The organism is Falsiroseomonas sp. E2-1-a4, assembly GCF_051433165.1.
GTDB lineage: Bacteria > Pseudomonadota > Alphaproteobacteria > Acetobacterales > Acetobacteraceae > Falsiroseomonas.
This window is the reverse complement of the sequence record NZ_JBHMFS010000052.1, coordinates 1-4,776: the sequence shown is the minus strand read 5'-3', so window position 1 is coordinate 4,776 and position 4,776 is coordinate 1. Positions and strand designations below refer to the sequence as shown.

Here is a 4,776-nt window from a genome sequence, read left to right as displayed (position 1 = left end):
CGATGATGCACGGCCAAATGCCGATGGCGCCTGGCCACATGCCGGGAATGTTGCACGCGCCGACCGCGCAGCAGCTGGGCGCAGCGGGCACTCAGTCCCCCTCGACCGTCGCCTTCCTGGCTGCGAACGAGAAGATGCACCGCGACATGGCCATCACTTTCACGGGCGATGCGGACCGCGATTTCGCGGCCTCCATGATCCCGCATCATGAGGGTGCGATCGCGATGGCTCGCATTCAGTTGGCGCACGGACGGGATGCGGCGATGCGCCGACTGGCTGAAGCCGTGATCCGCGAGCAGGAGCGGGAGATCATCGAATTGCGTGCCTTCTTGGCGCGTACACCTACGCGGTGACGCGCTGGGCCGACGTCATGCAGCGCCCTGCGCGCACTCAACTGGCTCTCGTGCGTCTGACGACACGGCTGCCCAAAAACGGAAGAGGACAGGATCATGAGGAAGCTCAGCAGTTTCACAACGGCAGCCATTCTGGCGCTCGGGGTGGCTGGGACGGCGCTCGCGCAAGCGCCAGCCCCTGCTGGTCCATCGACCGATCCGCACCATCCCGGAGCGACCACCGGCGCCCCGCAGCCAGCGACGCCGCCAGCGCAGCACGGCGCGCCAGGTCCTGGCATGGCAGGCCCGGGTGCCGGGATGATGGGTGGCGACATGGGCCGCATGATGCAGCAGATGATGCAGAGCCGGATGGCGACCGCTTCGATGCAGCCCTTCCGCCGGATTGAGGGACATCTGGCCTTTTTCGCCGCTGAGCTGCGGTGATCACGCCCGGGCCGACGCCCGCGGCGTCCCATCGGCATTGATGAACGGGATGTGATGTTCCGAGGAGACGACCATGAACACCCTTTCGCGACGCGGCATTCTCGCCGCAAGTGCTGCCGCCATTGCTGCTACACAGATGCCCCGTCTTACGTTCGCGCAGACGGTGGCCCCGATCACTCTGTCCGCCGCAACCCGCACGCTCGATATTAACGGTCGCGCGGCCACCGTCTTCGGCCTCGCCGGTCCCGGCGGCCAGGGCCTTGTCTTCGATCCCGGCCAAAGGTTCAGGGTCGATCTGACCAACGACCTCGACGTTGGAACGATCATCCACTGGCACGGCCAGATCCCACCCAACGCGCAGGACGGCGTGCCAGACATACCGATGCCCGTTCTCGCGCCGGGAGAGACCCGATCCTACGATTTCGATGCCCGACCGGGCACCCACTGGATGCACAGCCATGTGCCGATCCAGGAGATGCGGTTGCTCGCGGCGCCGCTGATCGTTCGCACGCAGGAGGATCTCGCTGCCGACCGGCAGGAGGTTGTCATGTTCCTGCATGATTTCTCGTTCAAGTCGCCCGAGGAGGTTCTGGCCGAGATCAGCGGTGGCCTTGGTGGCGGCCACGGCGCAGGACATGGCGCAGGGCATGGCGCAGGTGCAGATGCACTGCCCACGCAGGGCATGCGCATGGGCGGTATGGGCGCAATGCAGGGCATGAATCATGGCGCGAGGGGCGGCATGCAGATTCGCAACATGCCGGGAATGGGCGGCATGGCCATGGACCTGAACGATTATGAGTGGGACGCCTATCTCGCCAACGACCGGACCCTATCGGACCCCGAGGTTGTGCAGGTCGAGCGCGGCGGGCGCATCCGCTTGCGGGTGATCAACGCCGCCGCGGCGACGGTGTTCTGGATCGAGACCGGGGCCGCCCGGGCCAGACTCGTTGCGGTGGATGGCCACGCCATCCAGCCTCTACCGGGCACGCGGTTTGGCTTGGCCATGGGTCAGCGGCTGGACATCGAAATCGACCTGCCGAGCGAAGTCGGTGCCTGGCCGATCCTCGCGCTGCGCGAAGGGGCGCGCGAGCAGACCGGTTTGATCCTGTCCACGCAGGGTGCCGAAGTGCGGCGCCTTGAGGCTGTTGCGGACACTGAAGCGCCTGCCTTCGACACCGATCTTGCGCAGGAAGCGCGCCTCATCGGTCTCGATTCGCTGCCAGACCGGCCCGTTGACCGCAGCCACATGCTGATGCTGGGCGGCTCGATGCAGCCCTACGTCTGGACAATCAACGGGGCCGTCTGGGGCCAGCACCAACCGATCACTGCGCGCAGCGGCGAGCGCGTCGTGCTGTCGTTCCACAACATGTCGATGATGGCCCACCCAATGCATCTGCATGGACATGTGTTCCAGGTCGTCGGGTTGAAGGGGCGACGCGTTGCCGGTGCGCTGCGCGACACGGTTCATGTGCCGCCGATGTCGATGGTCGAGGTCGCCCTCGATGCGGGCGAAGCCGCGCGCTGGATGCTGCATTGTCATCACATGCCGCACCTCGCCTCGGGGATGATGACCGAGTTCGCGGTCACAGCGTCGGTCTGAGCCGGGCGGGGCGTTTGGATCGCGCGCCGCGGCGTTCTGACACCGACCAATTGCCGTGTTGTCCTGACCCATGCTGTCGCAAGGGCCGGACAGCCGCGGGGTGAGCGGAGCACCAGCGCCGCGGCCTCGCGCGCCCAGGTGCCGTCGAGTGCATAGCGATTCAGCCGCAGGGCCGGCGCCGCGCTTAAGGCGTAGGGCGCGTCGCCGCGGCGGGGTGACTGGGCGGGATCTTGCGGCGTCGGATGGGTGGCGCCGAAGTAGATCTCCGGTTTGCCGATGCGGCTGAGGTCGGCCTCCTCGCCGGGGTGTTCCCGCGGCGGCAAGCCGAGCAGCCCGCGGATGGCGCCCTTAATCACGCGCGCGTGACCTTCGCCCTCGGGGAGCAGTATGCGCCTTCCCTCCTCGTCCAGCAGGTGGAAGGCGGCCAGGCGCGGTTGTTCCAGTCCCGCCAGCTGCGGTAGCTATTGTTCTGCCCGAGGGATAGCGGATGCGCGAGTTCGCGCACGGCCTGCTCCACATGGCCACGCAGATGCTCGACGCCGGATTCCGGTGTGGGGATGCCGAGGATTTGGAGCTCGGCAGGCCCGTAAGTGGCCTCCCACCGGCGCAAATAGGGCAGCGTGCGCCGGGCATTGATGCAGGAATAGGTCCAGAAATTCACCAGCGTTGCCGGCCGCCCAGGCGCCACCGGATCGAAGGCCGCGGGCGCGTGCAGCCAGTCCGCGATGCCGGGGAAGCTTGGCGAAATGCCGCCCCGGGCGGCGCGCGCGCCGCCGGTGACCACACGAAGTCTGCGGCAGCAAGGGCAGGCACCGCGAGCAGACCGGACAGGTGGTGACGACGCTGCATGACGCTTCTCCAAATGAGCCTTCTGCACGCGCGTTGCAGCGGACCGGTTAGCGTGTCGTCACCCGGACCAGCGCTGTGACGGGGCGGCCGTTCACCAGGATCGGCCGGTGATGGTCGTCGGCCAGGAGCACGCCGATGACGTGCTCCCCGGTCGCGGTCGGGCAGTGGCCAAAGCGGGCGGCGATCAGGGTGCCGCCGAAGTCACTGTTCATGCTGTTGTACGGCCGGCCCGGGATGTTGCAGCTGTCGCTGTCCGGATCGATCTTCATGTGGATATGGCCGCAGCGCGGCTCGGCCCCGCATTGCCCGGCGGGGCGCAGCGTAAAGTTGCTTCGCACGACCACGCCGATGGCGCGCTCGGTGTCGGCGCCGAGCGGCACCGACATGGCTTCGGTCGGCCAGACGATTTCCAGCCTGGCGGGATCCTGGGCCGCGGCGGGTAGTGCGCCGAGCCCCGCGGAAAGGCTGACGAGGGCGGCTTGTGCGAGATGTCTGAACATGGCTGGTTTCCTTGGTGAGTAATCACCGCTTACATCGTGGCCAGCGTGGACGCAAGGAAAAATGTAATCACCGCTTTCTTCGGTGAGGACGGCCGAAGAGGCGATGTGCTATGCCGATGACACGATGCCAAAATCCAGACCTCACACGCCGCCGCCGCGGGACACGTCCGAGCGCTATCACCACGGCAACCTGGTGGACGCCCTCGTCGCCGCGACCATCGCCATCATCGAGGAGCGCGGCGTCGAGCATGTCTCGGTCCGGGAAGCGGCGCGGCGGGTCGGCGTGTCGCCAGGTGCGCCGTTTCGCCACTTCGCCACCAAGACCGCGCTGATGACCGCGGTCGCCGAGCAGGCGATGAACCGCCTGAAAGCGTCGGTTGATGCCGCGCTGGATGGCAGGAAGACCGACGCGCCGCTCGTCCAGTTGGAAGCCCTGGGAGCTGCCTATCTGGGTTGGGCGCTGCAAAACCCGACCCACTTCGCGGTCATCAGTTCGCGCACCCTCATCGACATCACGGCCTCCGACAGCATCCAGCGCGCCAACAACGAGATTCGCGGCGTCATGGCGCGGTTGTTCGAGCAGGCGCGAATGGACGGAACACTCGCACCGGATCTCGGCATCGATCACCTTGTCCTGGTGACACGGGCTCTCGGATACGGCTTGGCGCGCATGGCGATCGACGGGCATTTTCCCGAATGGCACGCATCCGAGCCACCGGCGGATGTATTGCCGAAGGCGTTGACGCTGTTCATGAGCCTGCTCCGTTCGAAGACGGCTCCGCCCGGGGCGGAAGATCCCTAAACGACTGCGTCAAGCCCGATCCTGTGGACCGTAGTCCATCCGGCATGGCGCAGCGCCCTTGCCGGATCATTTCTTATATCCCCGGCGCCTGTCGCGACCCGCTTGCAGCTGACAGACATCGCTGCCTGCCTCATCTCCACCACAAGTCGGTGCATCTCCACCGGGCAGTTTAGAAGACCAGATCTGATGATCTCTATTTGCGACAAGGCCGCATTTCCTTGGCCGCGATCACGGCTGCTGCCATGCTGA

At 66.4% G+C, this 4,776-nt stretch carries 6 protein-coding genes; 3 read left to right on the top strand and 3 right to left on the bottom strand.

Going from position 1 to position 4,776, the window contains the following annotated elements:
• Together copM and ACFHNC_RS24485 are read left to right on the top strand one after the other, a co-directional pair.
• Nucleotides 1–353 (top strand): CopM family metallochaperone (copM, locus tag ACFHNC_RS24490; protein ID WP_437171852.1); only part of this gene is annotated, 353 nt, incomplete at its 5' end.
• Nucleotides 354–849: 496 nt separating this feature from the next.
• Nucleotides 850–2,376, top strand: a complete 1,527-nt coding sequence (locus ACFHNC_RS24485; RefSeq protein ID WP_437171851.1) for a multicopper oxidase family protein — start codon at nt 850–852, stop codon at nt 2,374–2,376.
• On the opposite strand, the gene ACFHNC_RS24480 is transcribed toward ACFHNC_RS24485, so the two are convergent.
• The 3 genes from ACFHNC_RS24480 to ACFHNC_RS24470 form a co-directional block, all read right to left on the bottom strand.
• Entirely contained in the window at nt 2,316–2,732 is a 417-nt protein-coding gene (locus tag ACFHNC_RS24480) for a hypothetical protein (RefSeq protein WP_437171850.1), read from the bottom strand. The genes ACFHNC_RS24485 and ACFHNC_RS24480 overlap by 61 nt on opposite strands.
• Nucleotides 2,729–3,160, bottom strand: coding sequence for a hypothetical protein (locus ACFHNC_RS24475; protein ID WP_437171849.1), 432 nt, complete (start codon nt 3,158–3,160; stop codon nt 2,729–2,731). Before ACFHNC_RS24475 ends, ACFHNC_RS24480 begins: the two co-directional genes overlap by 4 nt.
• 112 nt (nt 3,161–3,272) lie before the next feature.
• The gene (locus tag ACFHNC_RS24470; protein ID WP_437171848.1) at nt 3,273–3,725 is read right to left on the bottom strand and encodes a hypothetical protein; all 453 of its coding nucleotides are present in this window, start codon (nt 3,723–3,725) and stop codon (nt 3,273–3,275) included.
• Nucleotides 3,726–3,828: 103 nt separating this feature from the next.
• Here ACFHNC_RS24470 and ACFHNC_RS24465 point away from each other — a divergent pair, with 103 nt between their 5' ends.
• Nucleotides 3,829–4,527, top strand: coding sequence for a TetR/AcrR family transcriptional regulator (locus tag ACFHNC_RS24465; protein WP_437171847.1), 699 nt, complete (start codon nt 3,829–3,831; stop codon nt 4,525–4,527).
• Nucleotides 4,528–4,776 lie beyond the last annotated feature (249 nt).

Coding starts and splice junctions, on each gene's coding strand:
- ACFHNC_RS24485 (WP_437171851.1), top strand. CDS start 850: ATGAACACCCTTTCGCGACGCGGCATTCTCGCCGCAAGTGCTGCCGCC.
- ACFHNC_RS24465 (WP_437171847.1), top strand. CDS start 3,829: ATGTGCTATGCCGATGACACGATGCCAAAATCCAGACCTCACACGCCG.
- ACFHNC_RS24470 (WP_437171848.1), bottom strand. CDS start 3,725: ATGTTCAGACATCTCGCACAAGCCGCCCTCGTCAGCCTTTCCGCGGGG.